The 25,557-nt window shown below is 72.0% G+C and carries 22 protein-coding genes; 14 read left to right on the top strand and 8 right to left on the bottom strand.

Annotated features, from left to right (window positions below):
• Positions 1 to 3: 3 nt before the first annotated feature.
• From ACG83_RS07065 to ACG83_RS07055, 3 genes are all read right to left on the bottom strand, one after another.
• Positions 4 to 1,605, bottom strand: a complete 1,602-nt coding sequence (locus tag ACG83_RS07065) for a hypothetical protein (RefSeq protein WP_054565205.1) — start codon at positions 1,603 to 1,605, stop codon at positions 4 to 6.
• Positions 1,602 to 2,570: a polysaccharide deacetylase family protein gene (locus ACG83_RS07060; RefSeq protein ID WP_054565204.1), complete on the bottom strand. Its 969-nt coding sequence runs from the start codon at positions 2,568 to 2,570 to the stop codon at positions 1,602 to 1,604. The genes ACG83_RS07065 and ACG83_RS07060 overlap by 4 nt, the downstream gene beginning before the upstream one ends.
• A gap of 1,099 nt (positions 2,571 to 3,669) precedes the next feature.
• Positions 3,670 to 4,188: a DUF6542 domain-containing protein gene (locus ACG83_RS07055; protein ID WP_054565203.1), complete on the bottom strand. Its 519-nt coding sequence runs from the start codon at positions 4,186 to 4,188 to the stop codon at positions 3,670 to 3,672.
• A gap of 481 nt (positions 4,189 to 4,669) precedes the next feature.
• Here ACG83_RS07055 and ychF point away from each other — a divergent pair, with 481 nt between their 5' ends.
• Positions 4,670 to 5,746 carry a redox-regulated ATPase YchF gene (gene ychF / locus ACG83_RS07050; protein WP_054565202.1) on the top strand — a complete coding sequence of 359 codons (1,077 nt, stop codon included), beginning with the start codon at positions 4,670 to 4,672 and terminating at the stop codon, positions 5,744 to 5,746.
• Positions 5,747 to 6,190: 444 nt separating this feature from the next.
• On the opposite strand, the gene ACG83_RS07045 is transcribed toward ychF, so the two are convergent.
• Positions 6,191 to 6,511: a hypothetical protein gene (locus ACG83_RS07045; RefSeq protein WP_152991264.1), complete on the bottom strand. Its 321-nt coding sequence runs from the start codon at positions 6,509 to 6,511 to the stop codon at positions 6,191 to 6,193.
• Between the two features lie 240 nt (positions 6,512 to 6,751).
• A complete protein-coding gene (locus ACG83_RS07040) occupies positions 6,752 to 7,933 on the bottom strand; it encodes a heparan-alpha-glucosaminide N-acetyltransferase domain-containing protein (RefSeq protein ID WP_054565200.1) in 1,182 nt (393 codons plus the stop codon).
• A gap of 125 nt (positions 7,934 to 8,058) precedes the next feature.
• Here ACG83_RS07040 and ACG83_RS07035 point away from each other — a divergent pair, with 125 nt between their 5' ends.
• Positions 8,059 to 8,400, top strand: coding sequence for a DUF952 domain-containing protein (locus tag ACG83_RS07035; RefSeq protein ID WP_054565199.1), 342 nt, complete (start codon positions 8,059 to 8,061; stop codon positions 8,398 to 8,400).
• Between the two features lie 84 nt (positions 8,401 to 8,484).
• On the opposite strand, the gene ACG83_RS07030 is transcribed toward ACG83_RS07035, so the two are convergent.
• Positions 8,485 to 8,784, bottom strand: a complete 300-nt coding sequence (locus tag ACG83_RS07030) for a 4a-hydroxytetrahydrobiopterin dehydratase (protein WP_054565198.1) — start codon at positions 8,782 to 8,784, stop codon at positions 8,485 to 8,487.
• Positions 8,785 to 9,091: 307 nt separating this feature from the next.
• On the opposite strand from ACG83_RS07030, the gene ACG83_RS07025 reads away from it, so the two are divergent.
• The 6 genes from ACG83_RS07025 to ACG83_RS07000 all read left to right on the top strand — a co-directional run bounded on the left by ACG83_RS07025 (position 9,092) and on the right by ACG83_RS07000 (position 16,448).
• Positions 9,092 to 9,532: a (deoxy)nucleoside triphosphate pyrophosphohydrolase gene (locus tag ACG83_RS07025; RefSeq protein WP_054565197.1), complete on the top strand. Its 441-nt coding sequence runs from the start codon at positions 9,092 to 9,094 to the stop codon at positions 9,530 to 9,532.
• Between the two features lie 296 nt (positions 9,533 to 9,828).
• Positions 9,829 to 11,670, top strand: a complete 1,842-nt coding sequence (gene typA, locus ACG83_RS07020) for a translational GTPase TypA (RefSeq protein ID WP_054565196.1) — start codon at positions 9,829 to 9,831, stop codon at positions 11,668 to 11,670.
• 203 nt (positions 11,671 to 11,873) lie between these two features.
• Positions 11,874 to 12,791: an N-acetyl-1-D-myo-inositol-2-amino-2-deoxy-alpha-D-glucopyranoside deacetylase gene (gene mshB, locus ACG83_RS07015; RefSeq protein ID WP_054565195.1), complete on the top strand. Its 918-nt coding sequence runs from the start codon at positions 11,874 to 11,876 to the stop codon at positions 12,789 to 12,791.
• Positions 12,792 to 13,610: 819 nt separating this feature from the next.
• On the top strand, positions 13,611 to 14,741 hold the full coding sequence (locus ACG83_RS07010) for a S1C family serine protease (protein WP_083473044.1): 1,131 nt from the start codon (positions 13,611 to 13,613) through the stop codon (positions 14,739 to 14,741).
• Between the two features lie 414 nt (positions 14,742 to 15,155).
• Positions 15,156 to 15,551: a DUF6113 family protein gene (locus ACG83_RS07005; RefSeq protein WP_369812856.1), complete on the top strand. Its 396-nt coding sequence runs from the start codon at positions 15,156 to 15,158 to the stop codon at positions 15,549 to 15,551.
• 342 nt (positions 15,552 to 15,893) lie between these two features.
• Positions 15,894 to 16,448, top strand: coding sequence for a flavin reductase family protein (locus ACG83_RS07000; protein ID WP_054565194.1), 555 nt, complete (start codon positions 15,894 to 15,896; stop codon positions 16,446 to 16,448).
• Positions 16,449 to 16,512: 64 nt separating this feature from the next.
• Here ACG83_RS07000 and ACG83_RS06995 read toward each other — a convergent pair whose 3' ends face one another.
• Entirely contained in the window at positions 16,513 to 17,415 is a 903-nt protein-coding gene (locus ACG83_RS06995) for a transglutaminase-like domain-containing protein (protein WP_054565193.1), read from the bottom strand.
• 688 nt (positions 17,416 to 18,103) lie between these two features.
• Here ACG83_RS06995 and fdxA point away from each other — a divergent pair.
• From fdxA to ACG83_RS06965, 6 genes are all read left to right on the top strand, one after another.
• Positions 18,104 to 18,427 carry a ferredoxin gene (gene fdxA, locus ACG83_RS06990; protein ID WP_054565192.1) on the top strand — a complete coding sequence of 108 codons (324 nt, stop codon included), beginning with the start codon at positions 18,104 to 18,106 and terminating at the stop codon, positions 18,425 to 18,427.
• Between the two features lie 59 nt (positions 18,428 to 18,486).
• Positions 18,487 to 20,283 carry a succinyldiaminopimelate transaminase gene (gene dapC / locus ACG83_RS06985; RefSeq protein WP_054565191.1) on the top strand — a complete coding sequence of 599 codons (1,797 nt, stop codon included), beginning with the start codon at positions 18,487 to 18,489 and terminating at the stop codon, positions 20,281 to 20,283.
• Positions 20,284 to 20,388: 105 nt separating this feature from the next.
• On the top strand, positions 20,389 to 21,225 hold the full coding sequence (locus tag ACG83_RS06980) for a 2,3,4,5-tetrahydropyridine-2,6-dicarboxylate N-succinyltransferase (RefSeq protein ID WP_198955613.1): 837 nt from the start codon (positions 20,389 to 20,391) through the stop codon (positions 21,223 to 21,225).
• 146 nt (positions 21,226 to 21,371) lie between these two features.
• The gene (gene dapE / locus ACG83_RS06975) at positions 21,372 to 22,484 is read left to right on the top strand and encodes a succinyl-diaminopimelate desuccinylase (protein WP_054565490.1); all 1,113 of its coding nucleotides are present in this window, start codon (positions 21,372 to 21,374) and stop codon (positions 22,482 to 22,484) included.
• A 724-nt stretch (positions 22,485 to 23,208) separates the two neighbouring features.
• Positions 23,209 to 24,036: a TIGR00730 family Rossman fold protein gene (locus tag ACG83_RS06970; protein WP_235497707.1), complete on the top strand. Its 828-nt coding sequence runs from the start codon at positions 23,209 to 23,211 to the stop codon at positions 24,034 to 24,036.
• Positions 24,033 to 24,680, top strand: a complete 648-nt coding sequence (locus ACG83_RS06965; RefSeq protein WP_054565189.1) for a TIGR00730 family Rossman fold protein — start codon at positions 24,033 to 24,035, stop codon at positions 24,678 to 24,680. The genes ACG83_RS06970 and ACG83_RS06965 overlap by 4 nt, the downstream gene beginning before the upstream one ends.
• Positions 24,681 to 24,705: 25 nt before the next feature.
• Here the strand turns inward: ACG83_RS06965 and folP are convergent, their stop codons facing one another.
• A complete protein-coding gene (gene folP, locus ACG83_RS06960) occupies positions 24,706 to 25,518 on the bottom strand; it encodes a dihydropteroate synthase (protein ID WP_054565489.1) in 813 nt (270 codons plus the stop codon).
• Positions 25,519 to 25,557 lie beyond the last annotated feature (39 nt).

Raw genomic sequence — 25,557 nt, 5'->3', positions numbered from 1 at the left:
AAGCTACGGCAGGTAGTTCGCCGTGTCTCCTTGGTGACCAACCGGATGGCTGTCGACCAGGTAGGCCCAGCCGACAGCTGACAGCGCGGCAACCGTGCGCCCGACCAGGAGCGCCAGGGCGTATCCCTCGGCTTCGTGGCCCGGGGACGCCAGCGGGAGCAGGGCGGCCAGCGCGAGTAGGCCGGTCAGCGTGCCCGCCCGGTGGATCACCGGCCGGGTGGCGGTGGCCCGAACCGCGGGCAGCGCGTCGATCGCAAGGGTGAGCAGGAGCAGCCGCAGCGTGGCGGTGCCCTCGGTCGGATAGCCGGGGCCGAACGAGGCCCAGAGCGCCGGTGCGGCGACCAGGGCGACAGCCACAGCCGGCAGGACAGCCGGCCCGCGGTCGCCGACCGGCCCGGCCGCCGCGGCGACGGCGAAGGCGGCCAGGGCGAAGGAGGCGCAGGCCGCGTCCGCCTGCTGGCTCAACAGAATGGCGGCCAGTCCGGTCGCCACCGCGGGCCACAGCACCCGCCCCGTTGCGGTCGTTCCTGTCGCCGGCTGGCCGCCGGTGAACCGTTGCCCGGCCACCTCTCGCCCACGGACCCCCTGCCCACGGACCCCCTGCCCGCGGACCTGGTGCCCGCGGACCTGGTGCCTGATGGCCTGTCGCTCGGGAACCCGTTGCCTGGGAATCCGCGGGTGCCCGCTCGGGACCGGGACCGGGACCGGGCCGCGTGGGGTGGGGCGTGGTCCCGGGGCGGCCGCTGGCCCGGTGGTTGCGTGCCAGAGCAGCCATCCACACCGCGGACCGGCGGCCAGCGCTACCGGTGCCAGCCACGCGAGCAGTGCCAGGTGCACCTGCCCGACCGCGGTCGCGACGAGCGCGACGAGCGTGCCGGTCCGGATGAGCCCGACCGCGACCGCGCCGATCCCACCAGGTCCCATGAGCAGTCCGGGCTCCATCAGTGCATGGCGGCCCGGATCGGGAAGCTTTCGGGACCGCTGCCCGCCCAGGTGACCGGGCCACAACGCCCCGCTGGCCGCGGCCAGCGGCACGAGGATGAGGAAGCCGGGCTTCGTCCGGAGGAAGTCGAGGTCCGAGATCAACCAGCCGCCGCCCTCGGTGAGCGCGACGGCCATCAGCATGGCCAGCCCGCCCGCCCGCAGCTGACCGCTCGGGCCGGTGTCGCCCACGGCCGCCCGTGCCACCTGGACGATGGCCCACAGGCACAGGGCGACGGTGGCATCGGCGGCGAGCACTGATGCCGGCATGCGGTGGGCGGCGAAGCACCAGAAGACCCCGGCCAGCAGCAGGCCCGCCGACTGGGCGGCGGTGCCCAGGCGGCGGCTGGCCGCGACTGCCCGCGCGACCCCCGCGACCCCCGCGACCCGGCGCGGTGCCCTGAGCCACCTGAGCCGTCGGGATCGATCGGGCCGCTGTGAAAGGCCGCTTCGCCTGGCCAGCGGCCCGGGGCCGGACCGCGACGGGTTGCCCGCCAGGTCCGGCCAGTCGCTGCTTCCGGTCCACGCGGCGGGCCAGGCCCAGTCGGTGCTCCCGACCAGCTCAGCGCCGCGGGCCCGCCGGGTGCTCCGGAACCCGCGCCGCCCGACCGCCGGCGTCGTCACCGCTGCGGGTGCCCGGGCCGGTCAGCCGGTGGAAGCTGCGTTGCCCGGGGAGCTCGTGGCGCGAACAGGGGGTGGTACACGCCACTGACGCGGGTCGGCACGCGGACCCCGAGCCCGGGCTGGACGAGCCGCAGCCTCGACCCGGAGAGGAACGTGCGAGGCAGCGTGCGGCCGATGCCGTCGAGCCAGGCACGAACCCGGTGGTCGGTGAGGCCACCGCCGACGGTCAGGCGGGTGAGCGCGAACGGATCGTCGCCCGGATGGGACAGCGCCTCGCCCACAGCGCAGGCAGCGCTGTAGCCGGCGGCGATGACCAGCTGGCGGGCCGGGGGATCCCACCCACCGCGCGGATAGGCGAAGGACCGCGGTTCCTCGCCGGTGATCGCGGCCAGCCGCCGCCGGGACAACGTGATCTCCGCGGTCACGTCCGAGCGGTGCAGGCCGTCGAGGCGCCGCCCGCTGTGACCGCTCGCACCGATCTCGACGCCCAGTTCATGCAGACGGCGGATGTCGGCCTCGCTGAGCATGCCGGGTGCCCCCAGCCGGGACGTGGTCACGAAGACGGTGGCCGCGTGCCCCCGCTCGGCCAGCTCGCGGGCTGCCACGAACGTCTCGGCCCGATCCCCGTCGAAGGTCACGACGATCGCGTCCGGCGGAGCGTCGGCCGACCGCAGCGCCGAGCAGTACTCGGTGACGGTCATGAAGTGGCGACGGGCTCGCTGGATCATGCGGCGGTGGCGGGCGAAGACCGCCGGTGTGACGGTTGATCTGCGCGGGGCGTGCCCGGCCGGATCGGCGGCAACGTCGTAGCGCAGGATCGGGACGGGGCGCGGCCGGTTGGGTGGGCCGCCTCGTCCGCGTGCCCGGGTGGTGTTCGTCGGCGCGGAACGCGCCGTCTCGGTTCTCTCCGGGCCTTCCTTGAATTCTTTGTGCTTGGTAGTCGTGACGGATTGCGGGGAAGACACTATCGCCCCTCCAGCGGTCCCCGGGCCGACCGCCTTCACGGGTCGGCCATATCGCGGAAAGTAACCGGTCGGCGTCCAGCGGAATCTAGCATGGGCTATTGCCGCGAGTAGCGGTGCCGTTACGGTAGGGAGATCTGTGTCAAGAGGTGAGCTGAAAATGAATGGTCAGCGGCGCGGCTCCGCTGATGGGCGGTTCCTTGTTGCTTGTGGGCAAGGTGAAGCGCACGCCTGTCGCCATTGAAAGAATTTCAATCATCTAGTTCTTGGGGATTCGATATGGGCGTGCGGGCGTGGCCGGCTGAAAGGCCTCGCCGTCGCGACGCCGGCGTGTGCTGTGTAGCCCGCCAAGCCCACGAGTGGGCCGGCGGGCCGACATCTCCACCTCGACGTGGTCAGAGCTCGGCGTGGCGGCCGGCGGTGTGACAGCAGGATGCGGACGCCGCGCCGCTGCCCTCAGCACACCGCCAACGCCACCGCCCTAGGGCGGTGGCGCGACCGCCCGGGCGGCACGGCGTTGCAGGCGGGTGAACCGCGGGCATACGCATTTGCCGCAGTCACTCCCCGGACGGTAATGCCGGTGCGAATCGTCCAGATGGCCGCACCGACACTGCCGCCACCAGGAGCGCGGAACGCGATCCCGGAAATTCGGCGTGTAGGTGGCCACGGGGTAACAGTACCCCACGGCCCTGCCGGTTCCGCTGTTGCGCTGATGACCCTCGGGTGCCTATTGGTGGTGGGTGCCCTTGCTGGCCTGAGGAAAGCCCATGAGTGCTAACCCGTGAACAATGTGGATGAATGCGTCTTCTGGCGCCTTGGTGTGTGTCGTGGGTCGCCGCCTGCACGCCTGGACCTTCCGGGCGCCGTGTCCCGGAACGCAGCCGCGGCACGACCGGCGGCTGCGGCACGACCAGCGGCTGCGCCGGATGCGGCAGAGTCTCGTGGCCGGATGCGGCCAGAGCCTCGTGCGGTCAGGGCCTCGTGCGGCAGGGCTCCGTGTCGCGGTACCTCGTGGCGAGCGCCCGTCGTTCATCCGTCCGGCGCGGACCGGATCAGGTCAGCGGATGTGATCGGATCACGGCCTGGTGGGCCGTGGGCGGTGTCAGATGGGCCGGCGCCGGCGGGCCGCCGCGGACTGGGCCAGGGAACGCTGCCGCTCGCGCCGGGCCACCTGCACCCGCCGCCCGCGGAGGGCCGCGAGGACGGCGACAAGGATGACTGCCGCGAGCAGGACCGGAGCGTGCAGGATCATCTCGTACCCGACGTTGATCGCCCGGTCCTTCAGCCCGCTGCTCCCGCCTTCCGCGGCCGGGTTGACATAGCCGACGATGATCGTGATCACCGCGTAGGCGAGCGGCGGCATGATGACGACGCCGATCAGGTCGTCGACGTGGACTCGCACCACGGCCAGGACGCATGCGGCCACGAAGAGGACACCGAAGACAAACCGAAGATTGTCGAAGAGCAGCGAGTCGATGATCGCGCCGACAGCGCCCACGACGATGACGAGCAATGCTGCGCCGAACGCGGACAGACCTCGGCGGGTTCCGGTGACAACCGTGGCCGGAGGTGGTGATCCGACCCGTTCACGTTGGTTGTACGGGTAGCCGTCATCGGGCACGCGGCCGCGCCCGGACCTGCCGGGCGGTCCGGCGGGCTGCCGGTGGGGCGGCGTACTCACCAGGGCAACGTACCGCCCCAAGTTTGCGGCTGCGTCAGGGCGATAGTCAGACTAGCCAGCGCGTCTTGGTCGCCGCACTTTGGGCATACCTTTATGCACGATGCGCTACCAATATGCGTGGCGCAGCGCCGCCCCGGTGCATGGTCGACTCCGGGTCGAGTGGACGCGTCCGCCGTGGTCACGGCCCTTGGTTCGCCTGGAGTGCGGCGGTTTCCGGGCCGGCGGGGCGGTTGTCCCGAGCGGGTGGGGGCCCTGCGGCGGAGGTGACCGAACGATGACTGTCAGGCTGCGGACAGTGCGGGGATCCTCCTGGTGCTGATGATCCGATGGTGCCGGTTGCCGGGTGTGCGCCAGCCCCCGGTCCGGCACCGGCACGCCCTGCGGAGCCCGGGCTCCCCGATCACCCGTAGACTCCTTGCCCATGGGTCTGTCGATCGGCATCGTCGGGCTGCCCAACGTGGGTAAGTCCACGCTGTTCAACGCCCTGACCCGTAACGAGGTCCTGGCGGCCAACTACCCGTTCGCGACGATCGAGCCCAATGTGGGTGTCGTCGGCGTCCCGGACTCGCGGCTCGCGAAGCTGGGCGAGATGTTCTCCAGCGCGCGGGTCGTCCCCGCCACGGTGAGCTTCGTCGACATCGCCGGCCTGGTCAGGGGCGCGTCGGAGGGGCAGGGGCTGGGGAACCGCTTTCTGGCCAACATCCGCGAGTCGGATGCTGTCTGCCAGGTCGTCCGGGTCTTCTCGGATCCCGATGTGGTCCATGTCGAGGGGAACGTCGACCCGGCGTCCGACATCGAGACGATCAACACCGAGCTGGTGCTGGCCGACCTGCAGACGATCGGCGCCCGGCTGCCGAAGCTGGAGAAGGAAGTCCGCCTGGATCGCTCGAAGCAGCCCCTGCTGGCGGCGATGAAGGCGGCCCAGGAGGTCCTCGACGCGGGCCGCCCGCTGTCGAGCGAGCCATCGATCGACCGGGCCGAGCTGCGCGAGTTGTTCCTGCTGACGGCGAAGCCGTTCCTCTACGTCTTCAACGTCGACGAGGACGTCCTGGCCGACCCGGGCCGGCACAAGGAGCTCGCCGACCTGGTGGCCCCGGCCGACGCGGTGATCCTCTGCGCGAAGGTCGAGGCCGAGCTGATCGAGCTGCCCGAGGAGGACGCCACCGAGCTGCTGGCGTCGCTCGGGCAGGAGGAGAGCGGGCTGGCGCAGCTCGCCCGGATCGGCTTCCACACTCTCGGGCTGCAGACCTTCCTCACGGCCGGGCCGAAGGAGTCACGGGCCTGGACCATCAAGGCCGGTGACACGGCTCCGGAGGCCGCCGGCGCGATCCACAGCGACTTCCAGCGCGGTTTCATCAAGGCCGAGATCGTGTCCTATGACGACCTCATGTCCGCCGGCTCCATGGCCGCGGCCCGCGCCGCCGGCCGGGTCCGGATGGAGGGCAAGGACTACGTGATGGCCGACGGCGACATCGTCGACTTCCGCTTCAACGTCTGATTCGGGGTCGCTTCCGCAGGTGGCGGCGGGGCGAGGTTGATCGTGTTTCACGACCGGTACGCGAGACCATGCGGAGTCCACGGCCTTGCGGGTCCGGCCCTCGCTGTCCGGCATCAGGTGCCCGTACTTCGAGAGCACCAAGCTCAACCCGGCGGCCCGGTTTGGCGAGTCGCAAGAGTGAACGATTTTGGTCGTTTCGATGCCCAAAATCCTTCTGTCTTGCGGGATGCCAGGTGACTCTGCGCCTAAACTCACCCCTTTTCCGGTGATTTGTCGGTGCTGCGTGGCGGTGCGGGTTCTCGAGTGGCGGTGCGGGGTTCTCGATGAGTGGCCATGCGGGTGGGGTTTCGCATTCCGTCACCATGGCTCCGCCAAGCCCGTCCCGGTGGCCCGGATCCGCCGCGTCTCGAGATTCTGCTACTGGCTCCTGGACGACCGAAATCCTCAGATCTTCGAGCTGTGACTGTTGCTGTGGCTCGCCGACGTGCGGAGCCGGGCGCGTCGGGCAGAGCCGGGGGCGCCTTCCCGCCAGCCCTGCCACACCCACACCGCGATCGCCGTCATGAGGCAGGCGAGGCCCAGCAGGGTCAGTGCCACTCCCGCGGCGCCGTGCTTTTCGTCCATGGCCCCGACGAGAGAGTTGAGGGCCACGCCGGTGAACACGAGCGCGAGGGCGCCGGAGGAGATCTTCCCGTGCTTGCCATGCACAGGCCGGTCGCCGGTGGCGCGGCGGAGGAAGAACAGCGCGACGATTCCGAACGGCACGGCCGATACCCAGCCATAGGTCTCCACTCGGCCAGTATGGGGCTCCGTCACTCCCACATGCGCCCGGTGAGACCAGTTTGTCGGGCTGGCCGAGGCGTCGGATTCGCCCAGCCGCGGCATTTGCCAGAGGTTGGAGACATCTGGCGGTCTTGGCGACCTTAACGGTCCTGGCGGCTGTATTCACGCCGCCGTGCGCGTTTCGCCCGGCGTTGCGGCCGGGGTGGGCCTGACCCAGGTTCGCTAGGTTCGCTGGCCCAGACTGACGCCGGACCCTCTTGGGCTCCTCAGCAGGCGGGCGGCCCGGGGCAGCACCGAGACGGCGGCTTCGGCCGGCCCGCGTCGCCCGGTCAGCTGCCAGGCGGTGGCGGCGGCGAGCGCGACCAGGATCTGGAGCACGTACGACCAGGTCGGGTCCGTGGGCAGGGCGTGCGTGGACATCACGACGACGTGCAATGTGTAGAAGGTGAGCGTCATCGCGCCGACGGCCGTGATCGGGCGGGTCAGCGGGATGTGCGCCACCAGCAGGGCCAGCCCGAGCAGCGCCAGCGCCGTTCCGGTGGTGTGGGCCAGGTCCAGCGGCGTGGTCGAGTGGGGGGTGTCGACGGCCAGCCACCAGGCGGAGTCGGTCGGCGTGGTGCCGTACAGGCCGGAGTCGATGAACCAGCCCTGGGGCAGGTTGCCCACACCGGGGACGGCCGCCGGGTCCTCGAGGTGCTCGCCGCCGCCGAGCGGCCCCAGCAGCAGCCAGGACGTCCCGCTCGCCACGACGGCCAGCAGGAGGCCGCCGGCGAACAGGCGCACGGCGACCACGCGAGATCGCAGATCGGCGTGGGCCACCGCCATCCCCGCGCACAGGTAGCCCAACCAGGCCAGTGCCGGGTAGACCCCGGTGAGCGTCAGCTTCGCCAGCAGTGGGCCGGGCTGGCCCAGATCGGCGAACGTCGGCGAGGACAGATCGGACACCGGCAGGTCGTCCCGCACGGCCTGGCTGATCACCGGTACCGCGACCATCGCCAGGACGGCCACTGTCACCAGCACGGGGACGTCCGCGCGCAGCAGTGGCAGGGCCAGGACGAACAGCAGCGCGTAGTAGACCAGGATGACCGCGATGCCCGAGTCCGCGTAGGCGAGGGCCAGGCCGATGACGCCGATGCCCAGCGCGCGGAGGAACACCGAGAGCTGGGCCTGCGCGGTGCTGCGCCGACGGGTGGACAGGACCAGCGCCACCCCGGCGAGCACCGCGAACGCCGCGGCGGCCCGCCCCGCCGCGATGGTGAACGCGGGTGAGATCGCCGGATGGTCCGTGGCGGTGTCGGTGAACGCGGGGTACACATGGGTTGCCACCATGCCGATCAGCGCCACGCCGCGGGCCAGGTCCACCCCGATGATGCGACTGGACGCGGGAGGTCTCGATTCGTCCATACCGTCCAGGGTCGCAGGCTCCGGAGTTCGTGCACCGGATCGCCGGACTTCGGGTGTGGCGGTGGGCAGCGTGGCCGTGGGCAGCAAAGCAGCGGGTAGGACCGGACGGGACGGAGTTCGTGCGGATGATCTGCCATTTGGTGAGCCGGTCCGAGTGGGCGGCTGGAGCGGACGGTTACCGGCCGGCGAGCCTGGGGGACGAGGGCTTCATCCACTTTTCCGCGCCGGAGCTGGTGCTGGAGACAGCGAACCTCTACTACCGGGGTCGCACCGACCTGCTGCTCGTCGTCGTGGACCCGCAGAGCCTGACCGCCCCGCTGCGCTGGGAGCCGGCCGCCGGGCCCGCGGACCGTGGCGGTGCGCTCTTCCCGCACCTGTACGGGCCCGTCGACGCGGCGGCGGTCCGGGCCGTCGTCCCGCTCCCGTGCGCGCCGGACGGCTCCTTCACGGCGATGCCGACCTTCTGAGCCGCCGGTCTTCAGGCACGGAGCTTCAGGCGCGGAGCTTCTGACACCGACCGGACGGCGCCTGCCGCCTGGTGGTGCGTGTGGTCAGAAGGAGACGCCGGCGGAACGCAGGATCGACGAGATCCGCCGGGCCAGCTCCACATCCAGCTCGGTCACGCCGCCGGCCGAGTGGGTCCAGACCGTGAAGATGGTGCTTCCGGGGCCGTGCTCCACGACGGGGTGGTGGTCCATCGCGTCCGCCTCGCGCATCACCTCGTCGACGATGGCGGTCGCCTCGTCGCCGTCGACGAGGATCTCCAGCCGGATCCGGTCGGCGTCGCCGATCCAGCCGGGCAGGGCTTCCAGGGATGTGGTGACAGCGCTGTTGTCCAGCCGGACGGGCATCCGTGACTCCTCGGCGATCCGTGGCGCGGTGGTATCGGTGCTTGATGGATGGAGCGGGCGGGATGGGTTCGGACGGTGCGGGCGGTTGGTGGCCCTCGTCGTGGTCTTCGGTAGTGATCTTTGGTGGCGATCTTCGCTGGTGGTTCCGCTCGTGCGCGCCGGAGGGCCCCCGAGCGGCGGGAACACCGAGTGCGACGCTCCTCGCGCGGATGGTGTCATCCGCGGCCCGGTACCGCCACCTCCTGGAGCGTGCGGGGCCGCGGGCCGCGTGGGTTGGACGCAGTGCATCGATGGAGGGAGTTCGGCCGTGGGACAGGATCTGAAGGGGCTGGTCGTCGCCGTCGCGCTGGTCGACGAGGCCGGCCGGGTCCTCGCCGCGCGCAGGGTGTCGCCGCCGGCGCTCGCGGGCCTGTGGGAGTTCCCGGGCGGCAAGGTCGAGCCGGGGGAGGACGAGCTCACCGCACTGCGCCGCGAATGCCGCGAGGAGCTCGCAGTGGAGATCGAGGTCGGCCGCCTGTTCGGGGAGATCGCGCTGCCCGCTCCCGGCTGGCGGATGCGGCTGTGGCTGGGCCGGGTGCTTCAGGGGACGCCGGTCGCCACCGCGCACGACGCCCTGCGGTGGCTGGGCGCGCAGGAGCTCGACGACGTCCCCTGGCTGCCCGCGGACGGTCCGCTCGTCGACGCGCTGCGCGGCGAGCTCACCGGCGCCTCGGCGCAGGCCGTCGGGAATCAGGCCGGTCCGGTGTGAGGTTCGGGCTGGTCCGGTGTGAGCCTTCGGGCGGCCGGAGCGGGTTTTATGGGTGGCCGGGGCGGGTTTGTGGGCGGCGAGAGCGGAGTTCGGTCGGCCGGAGCCGGTCAGCCACGCGCGGCGCGCGAAGGTGAGTCCGTACCATGGAGTCGGGCCGCGGCGGCGCGGACGTCGTTCTCCCGGGCGGGGCCACCCACCGGGGTGGCGCGCCTGTAGATCGCGGTCCTCTCAGACGAACCGTTTCGGGGTTACGCCGAACGAGCCCTGAAGCCCCACTTTCCCCGGAGCTCATCACCGTGTCCGTACGCGCCGATCTTCGTAATGTCGCGATCATTGCCCATGTTGACCACGGCAAGACGACCCTTGTGGACGCGATGCTTCGGCAGTCCGGCGCGTTCGGTGAGCGCGGCGAGGTCACCGACCGGGTCATGGACTCCATGGATCTCGAACGCGAGAAGGGAATCACGATTCTCGCGAAGAACACTGCCGTACGTTTTGGTGACGTGACCATCAACATCATCGATACTCCCGGCCACGCCGACTTCGGTGGCGAGGTCGAGCGGGGCCTGGCGATGGTCGATGGGGTGGTGCTGCTGGTCGACGCGAGCGAGGGCCCGCTGCCGCAGACGCGGTTCGTTCTGCGCAAGGCGCTCGCCGCCCGCAAGCCGGTCGTCCTGGTGATCAACAAGGTCGACCGGTCGGACGCGCGGATCGGTGAGGTCGTCGACGAGACCTACGAGCTGTTCCTCGATCTCGACGCGGACGAGGACCAGATCGACTTCCCGATCGTCTACTGCAACGCGAAGGCCGGCCGGGCGTCCACCACCCGTCCGGAGAACGGCCAGAGCCCGGACTCGCCGGACCTCAAGCCGCTGTTCGACCTCCTGCTGGAGACGATGCCGGCACCGTCCTACGCCGAGGACGCACCGCTGCAGGCGCTGGTGACGAACCTCGACGCCTCGCCCTACCTGGGCCGCCTCGCGCTGTGCCGGGTGCACAACGGCACGATCACCCGAGGCCAGACCGTCGCGCTGTGCCGGGTCGACGGCACCCAGCAGCGGGTGAAGATCACCGAGATGCTGATGACCGAGGCGCTGGAGCGGGTACCGGCGGAGCAGGCCGGCCCCGGCGACATCATCGCCGTCGCCGGTATCCCCGACATCATGATCGGTGAGACGCTGGCCGACCCCGAGGACGCGCGCCCACTCCCGGTGATCACTGTGGACGAGCCGTCCATCAGCATGACCATCGGCGTGAACACCTCGCCGCTAGCCGGGAAGTCGGGCAAGAAGCTGACCGCGCGCCTGCTGAAGAACCGGCTGGACGCCGAGCTCATCGGCAACGTGTCGATCCGGGTGCTGCCGACCGAGCGCCCCGACACCTGGGAGGTCCAGGGCCGTGGCGAGCTGGCTCTCGCCATCCTCGTCGAGCTGATGCGCCGGGAGGAGTTCGAGCTGACGGTCGGCAAGCCGCAGGTCGTCACCAAGGAGATCGACGGGAAGGTGCACGAGCCCGTCGAGCGGCTGACCATCGACTCCCCGGAGGAGTACCTCGGGGTGCTGACCCAGCTGCTGGCGCTGCGCAAGGGCCGGCTGGAGCAGATGGTGAACCACGGCACCGGCTGGATCCGGCTGGAGTACCTGGTGCCCGCCCGTGGTCTGATCGGCTTCCGTACCGAGTTCCTCACCGAGACCCGCGGCACCGGCCTGCTGCACCACGTCTTCGACCGGTACGAGCCGTGGTTCGGCGAGTTGCGGACCCGTCCGACCGGTTCGATGGTGGCCGACCGCTCCGGCGTCGCCACCGCCTACGCCCTGTTCAACCTGCAGGACCGCGGGACGATGTTCGTCTCCCCGACGACCGAGGTCTACGAGGGCATGATCGTGGGTGAGAACTCCCGGGCCGACGACATGGACGTCAACCCGACGAAGGAGAAGAAGCTCACCAACATGCGGTCCTCGACCGGTGACGAACTGGTTCGGCTCACCCCGCACCGCCAGCTCTCGCTGGAGCAGGCGCTGGAGTTCTGCCGTGAGGACGAGTGCGTCGAGGTGACGCCGGCGACGGTACGGATGCGCAAGGTGGCGCTGACCGCGTCGGAGCGTGAGAAGCTGCGCTCCCGCCGCCGCACCGGCTGAACCGGGCTGCGCCAGCTGGGCCGCGCGGTGCTGGCTGGACCGGGCCGTACCGGCTGAATCGGGCGGTGCTGGCTGAACCGGTCCTTGCCGGCTGAAACGGCCGCGCTGGCTGGGCCGGCGCGGCCGACATCGTTCTCGTGCCGGCCGGGTGGGGCGGGGTGCCGCCGCCGCCCGGCCGGAGAAGGCGCGCGTAGGGTCGTGCCGTGCCGGAATCCACCGAAACCGTTCCACCGCGCCGAGTGCTGTTCGTTCACGCCCACCCGGACGACGAGGTCATCTCGACCGGTGTGACCATCGCCTCGTACGCGGCCCGTGCGGACACCCAGGTGACGCTCGTCACGTGCACGCTCGGTGAGGTCGGCGAGGTGCTGGTGCCCGAGCTGGTCAACCTGAGGTCCGACCTCGGTGATCAGCTCGGTGGCTACCGCATCGGCGAGCTGGAGCGTTCCTGTGCCGAGCTCGGGGTGACCGATCATCGGTTCCTCGGTGGCGCCGGCCGCTGGCGGGACAGCGGGATGATGGGCACCGTCGCCAACAACGACCCGCGGTGCCTGTGGCAGGCGGACCTGGACGAGGCGACCGAGGCACTGGTGCGGATCGTCCGGGACGTCCGGCCGCAGGTTCTCGTCACCTATGACGAGAACGGGGCCTACGGGCATCCCGACCACATCCGGGCACACGACGTGTCCGTCCGGGCCTTCACGGCCGCCGCCGACCCCGCGTTCGCTCCCGGCGCCGGCCCGTCGTGGCAGATCTCCAAGCTCTACGAGACCGCGATGCCGAAGTCCCTCATCCAGGCGAGTATCGACTATTTCCGGGAGACCGCACCCGAGAACAGCCCGTTCGCCGAGGCTGCCTCCGCGGATGACGTCCCCCTGGCCGTGCCGGACGAGGTGATCACCACCGAGATCGCGGCCGAGGACTTCCTGCCGGCGAAAATCGCGGCGATGCGCGCGCACCGGACCCAGATGGCCGTCGACGGCTTCTTCTTCGCTCTCGCCGACGGCATCGGGAACCGGACCTGGGCCGTGGAGCACTTCGTTCTCACCCGCGGCGAGCGGGGCGCGGGTGCCGAGCCCGGCACCCGCGAGACCGACCTTTTCGCGGGTCTGTCTCTCTGACGCTCGAGGCCAGCCTGGCTTGGCCTCCTGTCGCGGACTGGCGCCGCCGATCAAGATCGTTGGCCGGTGGGCGGGGACGTCCGCGCTGCACGAACGCGGCCGGGCCTCCGGTGCCCCGAGAGCCCGGCTCGAGAGTCAGGCCGGGTCGCCCGATGGCCCGGTTTGGCGAGTCGCAAGGGTGAAGGATTTTGGTCGTTCCAACGACCAAAATCCTTGCTTCTTGCGGGTTGTCAGGTGAATGCGCGCCCCTTCTGCCCCTCTTGATGTCGATTGCTCGTGCCGCGCGGGGGCGCGAGATCCTCGACGGGTGGCCGCGCGGGTGGGGCCCGCGTTCCATCGGCGCGGCTCCGCCAGGCCGAGGCTGGTGGGTCCGGATCCGCCGCGTCTCAGATTTCGGCCCCGGGTGCTGGAACGACGAAGATCCCCAACTTGTCGGTCGGCGGCTTCGAGCTGTCGCCGATTCCGGTCCGCGCACCGTGACCGGGCGGCCCGGGTTCGTTCGCAAGCGGCGATCTCAGTCGCGTCCGCCGGATTGCCGACCTTGGTTGGCGCCGCCTTGCGACAGGCTCCGCGGCGGCCAAAACCAGGAACTCCCTTTGCGGTGATATGCCACCTTGGTGCCGTTTACGCCGACGGCGGACACGATGGCGGCATGGCCTCCCGCACGTCAGCGTTCCCATTTAACGGTGTAACGCTGTAATCAGTGCTAGGAGGTTCGGATGGTCCACCGTGCCACCGCCCGCCCGAGCCCAAACGGGTGGTTCGCTGCCCTCGACTCATCAGACGTGATCGATCCCACCGTGCCCCTGCGGGGAAAATATGTTCCGTAACAGGGGCGCCCGACGGGTCCGGGACGACAACGTCCAGGACGACCACCTTCCGGGTGGCCGGGCTCCGGATAGCCGAGCCCCGGGCAGTGACGTCCCGGGCAGTGACGTCCCGGGCAGGCACGCCCCGGCGGCCTCCGGAGCCTCCGGAGGCCGCGGAGGGCCCGGAGGGCCCGCTGACCTGGGAGACGCCGCCCTCGACGCCTACTCCCGGGTCGTGACCCGGGTGGCGGCCCAGGTCGCGCCGAGCGTCGCCAGCCTGCGGGTACGGACCTCGCGGGGCGCCGGAGCCGGTTCCGCGATCGTGTTCACCGCCGACGGATTCCTGCTCACCTCCGCGCACGTGGTGGAAGGCGCCCGCAGCGGCGTGCCGGTCGGCACGGCGGAGTTCACCGACGGCACCGAACGGGATCTCGACCTCGTCGGCGCCGACCCGCTGTCCGATCTCGCGGTGCTGCGGGCCCGGGGTTCGACACCCGCGCCGGCCGCGCTCGGCGACGCCGCGGCCCTGCGGGTCGGCCAGCTGGTGGTGGCCGTCGGCAACCCGCTGGGACTCACCGGCAGCGTGACCGCCGGTGTGGTCAGCGCGCTGAACCGTTCGTTGCCGACCCGTTCCGGCTCGGCCGTGCGGGTCGTCGACGAGGTGATCCAGACCGACGCGGCGCTGAATCCGGGAAACTCCGGCGGCGCGCTCGTCACCGCCGACGGTCGGGTCGTCGGGGTGAACACGGCTGTCGCGGGCATCGGGCTCGGCCTCGCTGTCCCGGTGAACGCGACCACGAGGCGCATCCTCGCCGCGCTCATCCGCGACGGCCGGGTGCGGCGGGCCTATCTCGGGGTCGCGAGCGTACGGGTGCCGTTGCCGTCGGGCCTCGCGGATCGGACGGGCCAGCGCCATGGGCTGCGGCTGGCCGAGGTGGTGCGAGGCAGCCCGGCCGGGCGCGCCGGGCTGTTCGCCGACGATCTTGTCCTGTCCGTCGCCGGGACGCCGGTCGCCGGGCCGGGTGATCTGCAACGACTGCTGACCGAGGACACCATCGGACACCCCGTCGAGCTGACGGTCTGGCGGCGCGGTGCGCTCGTGGACGTCGTCGCGGTTCCCGACGAGCTCGCCATCCGCTGAGATCCCGGCGCGCTGGCGGGTGGGGCTCGGAGGACCGATCATCGGCCCGCGACCGGCGCGTGGTTGGTGCGCTCGATGGCCTACTGTCGGAGAATGCCCCGTCCGACAGTAGGCCACGGTCACGACCACGACCACGAAGCGGGCCGTGAGCCGGTCGTGAAGGCCTCGAAGACGACCTCGAGCACCGCCGGTGGGGCTCATCCGCGGGGCGCCGCACGCTCGAAGAAGCCTGCCGCTCGGTCGAAGCAGCCCGCCGGTACCTCGAAGCTGCCTGGCGGTGCCTCGAAGCAGCCCGCTGGTGGCCCGAAGCAGGCTGCCGCGCGGGCTGTGGAGCCCGCCGCCGGGGCTGGGAAGCCGGTCGCTCGACCAGTGGTACCCAGTTCCCGGCCTGAGGAGCCCGGCCGTGCCTTCCTTGTGGGCTCCTACGTGTTCGGCGTCATCGCCGGGTTCGTGCTCGGCCTCTACGGTGTCGTCCTGGTGGCTTCGGGGCCGCGGCCGGGGGGGACCCTGATCTCGGTCGGGCTGCTGCTGGCCCTGATCGGCAACACCGGGGTGCCGTTGCTCGTCCGCTGGCTGACCGGTACCCGGCTCGGGGCGATGATCCCACTCATCGGCTGGACCCCGATCGTGCTCGCCCTGGCCGCGTCCCGAACCGAGGGCGACCTGCTGCTCAAGGCGACGGCGACCGGCTATCTCTTCCTCGCCATCGGCGTGCTGGCACCGGTGGTGGTCGCCGTTCTCGGGCGGGCCCGGCGCGGCCTCACGGCCCTGCCGCCCGTGATGGAGCGCCCGAGGGTGCCGTCCCGCTAGGGGAGCGATCCGGCGCTGTCCGGGGTGAATCCGGGCGGGTGGGAAGCCCGGTGAGCCGCGTTGTGCGTGGTCACCGCCGGCTCGGCGGTGGTTCGGCGGCGGAGCGGAGCTGATCAGGCGGCGTTGCGTGCGAGTGCCGATGGTCACCCCAGGGGCCGGAAGGCGCGGTGTGGCCGGCGCGGCGGCGGTAGCGTGGCCGCCGTGGCAAGCCCAGCGCGCCAGCACCCGCCCGAGCCTGTCCCGTCGGCGTCTGCCTCGTCGGCCCCCGCCCTGCCAGCGGCTGTCCCGCGAGCCGCTGTTCAGCCGGGTCCGGTGCAGCCTGGTCCGGCCGGTGTCGGCCCCGTGATCCTCGCGGGCCTGCGGAACCGGCCGGACGCGCAGGAGTTCCGCCGGGTGGTCGGGCGGTTCGCCACCGGCGTCACGGTCCTCACCACCGTCCTGGACGGCCGGCATCTGGCGATGACGGCGAACTCGTTCGTCTCGGTCTCGTTGGACCCGCTGCTCGTCCTCGTCAGCATCCGCCGTGATGCCCGCTTCCATGACCCGGTCATCGCCGCTGGCGTCTGGGGCGTCTCGGTGCTGGCCGCCGACATGAGCCAGGCCTCCCGCGACTTCGCGCGGACCGGAGGGCCACCGCGGCCCGACGGCCGGCCCGACGGCCGGCCTGACGACTGGCTCGGCGGCTGGCCGCACTCGTTCGGGCCGCGTACCGGGGTCGCCCTCCTCGACGGCGCGCTGGCGGTGCTGGAGTGCGCCACCACCGCGACGCATCGCGCCGGCGACCACACCCTGGTGATCGGTGAGGTGATCGGGCTCGACCGGCCGCGGCCCGATGCCCGGCCGCTCGTGTTCTACGAAGGTGCCTACCTGTCCACCGACGGCCCCGAGCCCGGCTGACGGGCGGAGGGGGTGGCGGGGCGAAGGTGCGGTGGCGGGGCGCAGGCGCGTGGGAGGCGCGGCCTCAGTTGAGCCTGGCGCGGGCGGCGATCGCGGCCTGGCGTGCCGCGGCCGAGGCCGCCGGCTCGACGACGGTCACCGCGTCGGCGAAGCTGGTGAGATCCCTCGCCCCGCCGAGGAAGTCGCCCAGCCGGACCCGCAGCTCGCCCCGTTCGCGGCGCAGCGCGGCCGGGTGGTGGGGCAGCAGCAGGGACAGCTCGACGGCCCACAGCCTGGTCCGCGGCACGTCGGTCCGCGCGGCCAGCACCCGGATGTTGCCCAGCACGCGGGCCAGCAGGTCCGCCGGGGGCATCGGGGCGAGGTGGGCGCGGGTGAAGGCGACTCCGGCCGCCCGCACCCGGGCCGCCGCGTCGTGCACAGTCATGATCACCCCGCCGGCGTACGGGTCGACGAGAACGTGCTCTCTCGGAGAGCCGACAGCGACGATCACATGCCCGGGAAGGCCGACGGCGTAGGCGGGGATCCCGATCCGGCGGGCAACCTCGATCCACACCACGGACAGCAGGATCGGCAGGCCGCGGCGCCGGCGCAGCACCTCGGGCAGGAGCGAGGCGCGGACGTCCTCGTAGTCGCTCTCGCGGCCGGCGAACCCGGCCCGCTCGCCGAGCGACTCCCGCAGCGCCTCCGCGGCGACCCGCAGGTCCAGGCCGGTGAGGGTGCCGGCACCTCCGTCCGACGCCGATTCGGAGCCGGTGTCCGAGTTGGTCTGGCCGTGGCCGCGGGCGGTGGCTCCGCGGGCCGCCAGCACCCTGGCCGTGTCAGCGGCCAGGGCGTCGAGCGCCCGGGAGGTCTCGACCGGGTTGGTCTCGGGGCCGGCCTCGGCCGCGATCAGATGGCACGCGAGGGCGAGGTCGACCTGCTCGCGCCGGACGACCGTGGCGAACATCCGCCTGCTGTGGTCGCTCACCGCTGGACCTCCACGTTCGGATCAGGCCGTCCGCCCCGATCCTGCCTGGGCCGCCCCGGGGGCGGGTCGGCCCCGCCCGGTCTGCCCCCGCCCGGGCCGAGGCGGTACGCCCCGACCCGTCAACCGCTCCCCGGCCGTCGACGGCCGGCGAACGCTTGCTGGCCGTCAACCGCTTGCCGACACACCGCCCGATGTATCGCGCGTCCCGGTCGCGGTCATTGTCCTTCAGTATCGCCGGAGTCGGCCCGAGGGTCCGTCGCATCCTTTGGGGTATCGGCGTCCGGACCCACATTTGTGATCCGACTGTTGCTTTCTGCGATCATGTGGCCGCGGTCTGATCCGGGCTGGTATGAACTGGGTGCCCGGCCGGGGGATCGCGGACTGGCCCGGCGGGGTGTCGGGGGGACGACACGCGCCGCCACTAGGGATTCCTCGGGCACACTCACTGTCGTACCGTCGGTGCGACGGAGGCGAAGCTCGCCTTCCGACCAAGACTCAAGGGTGCCCAGAACATCGCTCAGAGGGAGTGGGCCCGGAATTCGTCGCCGGATCACGACCCGTGAGCCGATGTCTGCTGGAGTGATGTGGACGACATACACGACCAGTGAACGCCCTTGTTGTCGACACCGAACGGTCCAGGTCGATACTAAGGAACTCAGTCGTCCGTGAGCTCGAGGAGGAACGTCCGGTGACCTACGTCATCGCGGAGCCCTGTGTTGATGTGAAGGACAGGGCCTGCATCGAGGAGTGCCCGGTCGACTGCATCTACGAAGGCGGACGGATGCTCTACATCCAGCCTGACGAGTGCGTCGACTGTGGTGCGTGTGAGCCGGTCTGCCCGGTGGAGGCCATCTACTACGAGGACGATGTCCCCGAGCAGTGGAAGATCTACGCCGACAACAACGCGACGTTCTTCGAGGAGCTCGGCTCGCCGGGCGGCGCCTCGAAGGTCGGCGCCCTTGACTTCGACCCGCCCGCGGTCGCGGCCCTGGCCCCTCAGGGTGAGTCCTGACCGGTCCGGGGGAGTCGGCTGGACCGCCCCGGACGATTCGATCGCCGGGGCGGTCTCGGGTGCGGCTGCCCGACTTTCCGTGGGACCAGCTGGTCTCGTTCAAGGAGAAGGCGCGGTCTCACCCGTACGGCCTGGTTGATCTGTCCGTCGGTACGCCGGTGGACGCGACGCCGCAGGTCGTTCAGCATGCGCTCGCGGCTGCCGCGGACGCTCCCGGCTACCCGCTGACCGCGGGGACGCCGGAACTGGTGGAGGCGGCGGCCGGCTGGCTGGCCCGTCGCCTCGGCGTGGTTGTCGAGCCATCGGCGGTGCTGCCGGTGCTCGGCACGAAGGAGCTGGTCGCCCAGCTTCCCTCCCAGCTTGGCCTGGAACCCGGGGACCGCGTCTGGGTCCCCACCCCCGCGTATCCGACCTATGAGGTCGGTGCCCTGCTGGCCCGCTGTGAGCCGGTGCTGGGGCCCGCCGAGGGCGTCACCCTGGTCTGGCTGAACTCGCCCGGGAACCCGACGGGGCGCGTCCTGTCGGTGGACGAGATGCGCGCGGTCGTCAACTGGGCGCGTGAGCGCGGCGTGATCGTGGCCAGCGACGAGTGCTACATCGAGCTCGGCTGGGAAGCCCGGCCGATCTCCGTGCTCCACCCCGATGTGTGCGGCGGATCCCACGAGGGGCTGCTGGCCGTGCACTCACTGTCCAAACGTTCGAACCTCGCCGGTTACCGGACGGGCTTCGTCGCCGGCGATCCGGAGCTTGTGCGCGGGCTGCTCCAGCTCCGCAAGCACGCCGGCATGATGATGCCGGCGCCGGTCCAGGCCGCGACCACGGCCGCACTCGCCGACGACATGCACGTGGCCGACCAGCGGGCCCGGTACGCGAACCGGCGGGCGGTGCTGGCGGCCGCGCTGGCCGTCGCTGGTTTCACGATCGAGCACAGCGAGGCCGGCCTGTACCTGTGGGCGACCCGCGGCGAGGACTGCTGGGCCACACTGGACGCCCTGTCGAGTGTGGGCATCCTGGTGGCTCCGGGCAGCTTCTACGGTGAGTCGGGCCGGCGTCATGTCCGCGTCGCGCTCACCGCACCGGACGCGCAGATCGCCACCGTTCCCGAGCGCATGACGATGCTGCCGTCGGTGGGCGGTCCGGCCGCTTCGGGTGGCTACGGCGGTGCGGGCGGCTATGGCGGTGCGGGTGGTCAGGGCGGGCAGCATGGCGCGGGCTCCGGCTGGGCTCCGCCGGCCGCCCCGGTGACCGGTGGCTACCAGGTTCGTCCGGAAGGTTATGGCACGGGCGAGGCGGCACGTCCAGGCCCCGGTCCGGTGGGCGCGTTCGAGCGCTACCGGGCGGGCCAGCCCGATGCCGGCGGCCGGCCGCCCGGCGTGAACGAATACCGGGACGGGCGGGACCCGCACGGGGCCCAGCCGGCCGGCGGTGGGCCCTACCCCGAAGGCACACGCGGCGGGCACCAACCCGGGCACACCGGTCCGGGCGGCGCGCCGGTCTACGGCGCCGGGCCCGTTCCCGCGTCCGCCTCGCCATACCCGACGGGGCAGCTGCCACTTCCGCCGTACGAGACCGGCCAGACGCCGCTGCCCTACGCGGGGCAACCGTCCGTCCCGCCGTACGTGACCGGGCAGACGCCACTTCCGCCGTACGCGACCGGGCAGCTGCCGGTGCCGGATCACCTGTCCGGCCAGTCGCCGATGCCGTCGATGCCGCCGTACCAGACCGGCCAGACCGCCATCCCGCGGCCGTACCCGACGGATCCGGCGGACGAGCGGAGCGCACCGGGCCGCACCGGCGGTGACCCCGCCGAGCACAACGGGTCCCGCGGCTGGCGAACGGAGCCGGACATCCGCTGACCGGCCCGGTCGGCTGGTCCTCCGGCTGGGTCCCGTGCCTGACCGGCGCCGATGGTTCCGAGCGCCGGTCCTCGGGCGGACCGTAGGGTCTGAGGAGTGACCAGCGTGAGTGAGACGACGTTCGAATCCCCGCTTGACCGGGCCATCGACGACCTGTGGGAGCGCCGCGGCGAGCTGACCCCGGACGACACCCAGGCCAGGAAGACCATTGTCGGCGCGGTCGACGCCATCGACGCAGGTGAGGCCCGGGTGGCCCAGGTGGCCGCGGACGGCGCGGTCGTCGTCGACGAGCGGGCCAAGCGCGCGATCCTGCTGTCCTTCAAGGTCCTGCCGATGGTCGAATCCGCCGCCGGCGACTTCCGGTTCCACGACCGCGTGCCGCTGAAGACCAGGTTCGACGGCGTCCGGGTGGTCCCGGGCGCGATCGTGCGGTGGGGTGCGCACGTGGAGCCGGGCGCCGTGCTGATGCCGAGCTACACCAACATCGGCGGCCACGTCGGCGCGGGCACCCTCGTCGACACCTGGGCGACCGTCGGCTCCTGCGCCCAGGTCGGGCGCAACGTGCACCTTTCCGGCGGGGTGGGCCTCGGTGGCGTGCTGGAGCCGCCGAGCGCCGTGCCGGTGGTGGTCGAGGACGACGCCTTCGTCGGCAGCCGCTGCATGGTGGTCGAGGGCGCGCGGGTCCGGCGCGGGGCGAAGCTCGGCGCGGGCGCGATCCTCACCGCCTCCACGCATGTCTTCGACGCGGTCACCGGCGAGGAGTACCCGCGCGGGGAGATCCCCGAGCGTGCGGTGGCGGTCGGCTCCAGCCGGGTCCGCTCGTTCCCGGCCGGGGACTTCGCCATGCCGTGCATCCTCGTCCTGCGGACCCTGGACGAAGGCGAGATCCACGACAAGCTCGCCCTGAACGACATCCTGCGGGAGCACGGGGTGGCCTCCTGACCTGACCGGCCGCCGCGCCGGTGGCCTGGGTCTCGCGCGCCGCGCCGGTGGCCCCGGACCTCGCGCCGCCCTGGTGCGGGTGGTGCATGGACGTCGGTGGTGCCCCGGGTGCCGTCCCGGGGCCGCGGCCACTAGGGTCGGTCGACATGGAGCTTGACCTGGCGCTTTCGGCGGGCGACCTGACCCGTGCCCTGGTGGACGTGCCGTCGGTCAGCGGTGACGAGGCCACCCTGGCGACCGCCGTCGAGAAGGCACTGCGCGCGGCGGGCGGCGATGACGGCAGCGGTGCTGGCGGCGCTGGTGGTGCCGGTGGCCTGGAGGTTCTCCGGGACGGCGACGCGGTGCTGGCACGCACCAACCGGGGCCTGCCGTCGCGGGTCCTGCTCGCCGGGCACCTCGACACCGTCCCCATCGCGGCGAACCTGCCGTCGCGTCTCGACGGCACCCGCCTGTACGGCTGCGGGACGTCCGACATGAAGGCCGGGGTCGCCGTCATGCTGCGCCTCGCCGCGGCCGCCGGCGCGGGCGTGGCGACCCGGCACGACGTGACCTGGGTGTTCTACGACAACGAGGAGGTCGCCGCCGATCGTAACGGGCTGCGACGGATCACCTCCGGGCATCGCGACTGGCTGCAGGCCGATCTGGCGATCCTGATGGAACCCACCGGCGGTGAGATCGAGGCCGGCTGCCAGGGAACGGTGCGCGTCGTGGCGACGACCCGTGGCCGCCGGGCCCATTCGGCTCGTTCCTGGCTCGGCGACAACGCGATCCACCGCGCCGGGGAGCTGCTGACCCGGCTCGCCGCCTACCAGCCCCGCTCCGTCACCCTGGACGGCTGCACCTACCGGGAAGGCCTGTCCGCGGTGCGGATCGACGGTGGCGTGGCGGGCAACGTGATCCCGGACGAGTGCCGGGTCACCGTCAACTTCCGCTTCGCTCCCGACCGGGACGTCCCGGCCGCTCTCGACCATGTCGCGCAGGTCCTGGACGGATTCGAGCTGTCCGTCGAGGACAGCGCCCGCGGGGCCCTGCCGGGGCTGTCCGCTCCGGCGGCGGCCGCGTTCGTGGCGGCGACGGCCCGCACCCCGGCCGCCAAGTTCGGGTGGACGGACGTGGCGCGGTTCGCCGAGCTGGGCATCCCGGCGCTGAACTACGGCCCGGGCGACCCGAACCTGGCACACACCCGGGACGAGTACGTCGAGCTGGCGTTGATCGACGAAGCGGAGCGCGTGCTGCGGTCCTACCTGCTGATCTGCTGACCTGCTGAGCTAACCGGGCTGCCAGCGCGCCGCTTACCGCCCATGCTGCCGCTGCCGCCGGTGCTGCCGCGCAAGACCGGAGGATTTTCGCTGTTGGAACGACCGAAATCCTCCGATCTTCGAGCGGTGCCTTCGGGCCGCCGCTGCTGTCGAGCGAACCTGAGGCTTCTGGTCGCTGGAACGACCGAAATCCTCAGATCTCCGCCCCGCTCCCCGATGACTCGTGGTTGCGCGAGGGTCCGCCGTCGTCGCCGAGGTAGCCGCCACCACCCGCGCCTGATGGCCCGTACGGGGCCCGTTTGCCGACCTGCCCGCCTGCGCTGGGACGCGGGGATGCCGGGAGAGGCGTCAACCGGTCGCGCGGGCGGACAGCGGTGCTGGCGGGATTTCCAGGCATCCGCCGGGCGTGCGTATGGTGCGGGATGTGAGCTCCTCCGCCAATGCTGATCCGCCGAGCGGCGGATCGACGTCCCCGCCGGTGGTCTCCGTGGCCGCGGAAGGCCTGGACGGGGACCGCGCGGACCAGGGAACCGGCGTGGACCGTTCGGGGGATGCCCCCAAGGTGCCGGCGCCCACCAGCCCGGGCCAAGCCGGACGAGCCGAGCAAGCCGGCCAAGCCGGGCTAGCCGGCGGAGCCGAGCAAGTGGGCCGAGCCGAGCAAGACGTCCGAACCGGGCAAACGGGTCGAGCCGGCGGGCTGCCGCCGGAGCAGCGCCGCGGGCCGGTGACCGCGCGGGGTGACCAGGTGCAGGCGTCCACCACCGACCAGCGGCTGCTCGGCACCCGCAGCCCCGCTTCGTTCGTCCACAGCGACCCCTGGCGGGTCCTGCGCATCCAGAGCGAGTTCGTCGAGGGCTTCGGCCTGCTGGCGGACCTGCCGCCGGCGGTCACCGTGTTCGGCTCGGCGCGGGTGGCCCGGGACGAGCCCGAATACGAGCTCGGGCGTCGGCTCGGGGCCGCGCTGGCCGACGCGGGCTACGCGGTGATCACCGGCGGCGGCCCGGGCGCGATGGAGGCGGTCAACCGGGGGGCCCGGGAGGCCGGCGGGCTGTCGGTGGGCCTGGGTATCGAGCTGCCGTACGAGCAGAGCCTCAACGAATGGGTCGATCTCGGCGTCAGCTTCCGGTACTTCTTCGTCCGCAAGACGATGTTCGTGAAGTACGCCGAGGCCTTCGTCATCCTGCCCGGCGGCTTCGGCACGCTGGACGAGCTCTTCGAGGCACTGACCCTGCTGCAGACCGGAAAGGTCACCGGCTTCCCCATTGTGCTGATGGGCACCGGCTACTGGGCCGGTCTGCTGGACTGGCTGCGCTCGACGGTGCTCGGGGCCGCCCGGATCAAGCCCGGCGACCTCGACCTGGTGACCCTCACCGACGACGTCGACGAGGCGGTGGACGTCATCCTGCGGGGCACCGGCCGCAGCGCCGCCGAGGCCGAGACCGCTGTCGCCGACAGCGCCGACAGCGTCTTGGACGCCGGCACCGGCGACGTGCCCGGGTTCGCCGGAGGCACGGACCAGACCGGCCGGCCCCTCGGCACGGAACCGCGGTGAACATCTGCGTCTACTGTTCGTCCTCCGAGCTGATCGACCCCTCCTTCGTCCTGCTGGCGGCGGAGGTCGGCGCGGAGCTGGCGCGCCGCGGGCACACCCTGGTGTCCGGCGGCGGCTCGGTGTCCTGCATGGGCGCGGTGGCCAGAGCGGCCCGTGCCGGCGGCGCACACACGATCGGGGTCATCCCCGAGGCGCTGCTCGCGATGGAGGTCGGCGACACCGACTCGGACGAGCTGATCGTCACGGCCACGATGCGTGAGCGCAAGGCGATCATGGATGGCCGCGCCGACGGGTTCCTGGCGCTGCCCGGTGGGCTCGGAACGCTGGAGGAGCTGTTCGAGATCTGGGTCGCGGCGCTGCTCGGCCTACATGACAAGCCGGTCGTCGTGCTGGAGTCCGAGGGCGTGTTCACGCACCTGCGGCTGCTCGTCGACGACCTGGTCGGTCGCGGCTTCGTACGTCCGCAGGCCCGCGACACCCTGATCTGGGCGACGAGCATCACCGAGGCGCTCGATTTCGTCGAGGCCGGTGCGGCCGGTGCGGCCGGTGCGGCCGGCGGGAGCCGGCGGCTGCCAGCCGCGCCAGCTGGATCGGCAGAGGCCGCAGAGGCCGTGGAGTCCGCAGAGGCCGTGGAGGGCGAGTAGCGGCGGGTCAGACCACCAGCGCGGGTCAGGCCACGCCTCGCCGCGCGATGCGCAGATCGACATCCCCCCGCAGCGCGGAGACCATCCGCAGCGTGCGCCAGGTGGCGATCACCTGGTGCGCGCGGAACACCCGCGCGCCGAGCCAGGCCGCGACCGCGGTCGCCGCGAGGGTCCCCTCCAGCCGCTGGTCCACCGGCGCGTCGAGCACCTCCCCGACGAAGTCCTTGTTGGACATCGCGACCAGGACCGGCCACCCGGTGGCCACCAGCTCCGGCAGCCGGCGGGTGGACTCCAGCGAGTGCCGGCTGTTCTTGCCGAAGTCATGCCCCGGGTCGATGAGCACCGCGTCGGGCCGGACGCCCAGCGAGACGGCTCGTTCGGCCAGCCCGGTGGTGGTGGCGGCGATGTCGGCGACCACGTCGTCGTAGGCGATCCGGTGTGGTCGGGTGCGTGGCGGCAGGTGGCCGGCGTGGGTGCACACCAGCCCGGTGCCGAACTCGGCGGCGACCTCGGCCAGTTCCGGGTCCACGCCGCCCCAGGCATCGTTGAGCAGGTCGGCGCCCTCGCTCGCGACCACCCGCCCGACCTCGGCCCGCCAGGTGTCCACACTGATCACGATGTCGGGGTGGCGGGCCCGTACCGCGGAGACGAAGCCGCCGATGCGGCGCAGCTCCTCGGCGGCGTCGATCTCCTCGCCCGGGGCCGCCTTGACACCGCCGATGTCGATGATCCCGGCGCCACCGTCGACGGCGGTGTCCACGGCGTCGAGCGCCGCCGCCTCGCCGTAGGTCGCGCCGCGGTCGAAGAACGAGTCCGGGGTGCGGTTGACGATCGCCATGATGACGAGCTCGGACGGGCCGAACACCTGCCCGCCGAG

The sequence above is a fragment of the Frankia sp. R43 genome (genome assembly GCF_001306465.1).
GTDB lineage: Bacteria > Actinomycetota > Actinomycetes > Frankiales > Frankiaceae > Parafrankia > Parafrankia irregularis.
Note: the sequence above shows the minus strand (reverse complement) of the source record. Positions and strands in the feature narration are given on the sequence as shown.